3 protein-coding genes and 1 pseudogene are annotated in these 2,386 nt (G+C 67.7%); 1 reads left to right on the top strand and 3 read right to left on the bottom strand.

Annotated features, from left to right (window positions below; genetic code table 11):
• A pseudogene (locus tag AC04L7_RS16750) lies at positions 1-79 on the top strand (transcriptional repressor); the annotation flags it as partial.
• Between the two features lie 90 nt (positions 80-169).
• Here AC04L7_RS16750 and AC04L7_RS16755 read toward each other — a convergent pair.
• From AC04L7_RS16755 to AC04L7_RS16765, 3 genes are all read right to left on the bottom strand, one after another.
• Positions 170-1,405, bottom strand: a complete 1,236-nt coding sequence (locus AC04L7_RS16755) for an MFS transporter (RefSeq protein ID WP_475513460.1) — start codon at positions 1,403-1,405, stop codon at positions 170-172.
• Positions 1,402-1,845, bottom strand: a complete 444-nt coding sequence (locus AC04L7_RS16760; RefSeq protein ID WP_475513461.1) for a MarR family winged helix-turn-helix transcriptional regulator — start codon at positions 1,843-1,845, stop codon at positions 1,402-1,404. Before AC04L7_RS16760 ends, AC04L7_RS16755 begins: the two co-directional genes overlap by 4 nt.
• 111 nt (positions 1,846-1,956) lie before the next feature.
• Positions 1,957-2,386: TonB-dependent receptor domain-containing protein (locus tag AC04L7_RS16765; protein WP_475513462.1), on the bottom strand; the 430-nt coding region annotated here is incomplete at its 5' end.

Below are 2,386 nucleotides of genomic sequence, written 5' to 3' on the forward strand. Positions count from 1 at the left end.
AGCCAAGGCGCTTGGCTTCCAGCCGCAGGCGCAAACGCTGGAAGTGCATGGGCTGTGCGCGCGGTGCGCCGAGGCTTAGGCCTCAGCTTGCTGTGGGAGCGACGTAAGTCGCGACGAACCCCCTCTGGCATGACGTCGCGACTCACGTCGCTCCCACAAGGCAACGCTCCTACGCCGCTTCCGGCACTGCTTTAGGCGACGTTTCCCGGATCGGCAGGTTCGCTACCGCTGCGATCAGCGCCAACACCATGTCCGCGTACCACATCCAGGTGTAGTCGCCGAAGCGCTCCAGCGCCAAGCCACCCAGCCATGCGCCGAAGAAACCGCCGACCTGGTGCGACAGCAGGGTCAATCCGAACAGCGTGCCCAGGTAGCGCGGGCCGAACAGCTTGCCGACCAGTCCGGCGGTCGGCGGCACCGTGGCCAGCCAAGTGAAGCCGAGCGCGGCGGCGAAGATGTAGAACGTCAGCGAGGTAGGTGGCGATGCCAGATACAACGCGATCATCACCGCGCGGCTGGCGTACATCACCGCGAGGATCCATTTCATCCGCACGCGTTGGCCCAGTGCGCCGGCGATCAGGCTGCCCGCCACGTTGAACAGGCCGATCAGCATCAGCGCCACGGCCGACACGCTGGCGGGCAGGCCGCACAGCGCGACTTCTCCCGGCAGGTGCGTCACCAGGAAGGCGATGTGCACGCCGCAGGTGAAGAAGCCGAGGTGCAGCATCCAGTAACTACGGTCGCGCAGGGCGAGCGCGATCTGCTGCTTCAGGCTGATGTCGCCGATCGCGGTGGCCGTGGTCGCGCCCGTCGTCGCCACGGCTTTCTTGCGCAGCGGGAAGGCCAGCGGGATCGCGAGCAGCGATGCGACCGCGAGCGTGTACATCGCACTGGCCCAGCCGGCGAACGCGATGACGGCCTGCACCAGCGGCGCGAACACGAACTGGCCCAGCGATCCGCCCGCGTTGATGAAGCCGGCGGCGAACGAGCGCTTCTCGGGCGCCAGTTGTTGCGCGGTCGCGCCGATCAGGATCGAGAAGCTGCCTGCGCCGGCGCCGGCCGCTGTCAGTACGCCCAACGTGAACATCAATCCCCACGGCGAGGTCAGGTGGGGCGTGARCGCGAGTCCCAGAGAGAGAAGGACGGCGCCGAGCACCAGCACGCCGGTCGAACCGCGCTTGTCCGCCACCGCGCCGAACACGGGCTGCACCGCGCCCCAGGTGAACTGGCCGATGGCGAGGGCGAAACTGATCGCGGCGATGCCGATGCCCGTTTCCTGGTGGATCGGGGCGACGAACAGTCCGGTCGTCTGCCGCGCTCCCATCGTGATCATCAGAGTGGCGGATGCGGCCAGCAGCAGGCCCCAGTGCATGCGCGGTGCGGGTGTTGCGAGGGTGGCGCTCATGCAGCGTCTCCCAGGTGTTTCCGCAGAAGATCGTCGAGACGGTCGAGGTCGTCGTGCAGGCGTTTGAGGGCAGTGTCGCCCATCAAGCCGTCGATGACCGCTTGCGCGCGCTGCCAACGGGGTTTCGCGCGGGTGAGCCGCGCCCGTCCTTCGGTCGTCAGCGCGACCAGGCGCTGACGTGCATCCTCGCCACGCACGGTTTCCAGCAAACCGGCGTCCACCAGCGGCGAGAGGTTGCGGGTCAGCGTGGTGCGATCCATGCCGAGTTCGTCCGCGAGTCCGCCGAGCGCGCGAGGCTCGCGTTCCGTGCGGCGGAGGATCGAATACTGGTTGAGGCTCAGGCCGACGGCCGCCAGTTCGTGGTCGTACACCTGGGTCACGCGCCGGCTGGCCCGCCTCAACCGGAAGCAAGTGCAGACGCTGGGCGTAGGGGTGGGCATGCACGGACTCGCACGAGAGGAAGCCAATTATGTGTATATGCACATAATCGATGTCAAGAAGGGCGGCTGCCTTGGAGGCCAGCCGCCCGGGGGAGGACCGTCAGGTGTCGATCAGAAGTACGCGCGGATGCCGAACGCCACGCCGCGGCCCGGCAACGGCGCGTAGTCGCGCAGTAGCGAGGTATGCGGGCGGGCTTCTTCGTCGGTCAGGTTGCTGCCGTCCAGGAACACTTCCCAGCTCGATGCCACGCGATCCCACCGGTATGCGATGTGGGCATCGACCAGCGTGTATCCGTCGCTCGGCGCCTCGTTCTGCGCCACATCGTCCTGCTTGCTGTAGCGCACCGCGCCCAGCGAAGCCCGCCAGCCGCCAAGCGACCAGCCCAGGTCGGCGCCGACGCGCATCGGCGAGATGCGCGGCAGATAGCCGCCCTGCGCGATGTCGACTTCGTAGCCGTGCGTGTGGTCGCCGTGCGGGACTTCGAAGGCGACCGTGCGCAGCCCATTGCCGTCCAGCTTCGCGCGCACGTAGTCGCCATAC

The sequence above is a fragment of the Pseudoxanthomonas sp. LjRoot204_2 genome, from assembly GCF_056175765.1.

Coding starts and splice junctions, on each gene's coding strand:
- AC04L7_RS16760 (WP_475513461.1), bottom strand. CDS start 1,845: ATGCCCACCCCTACGCCCAGCGTCTGCACTTGCTTCCGGTTGAGGCGG.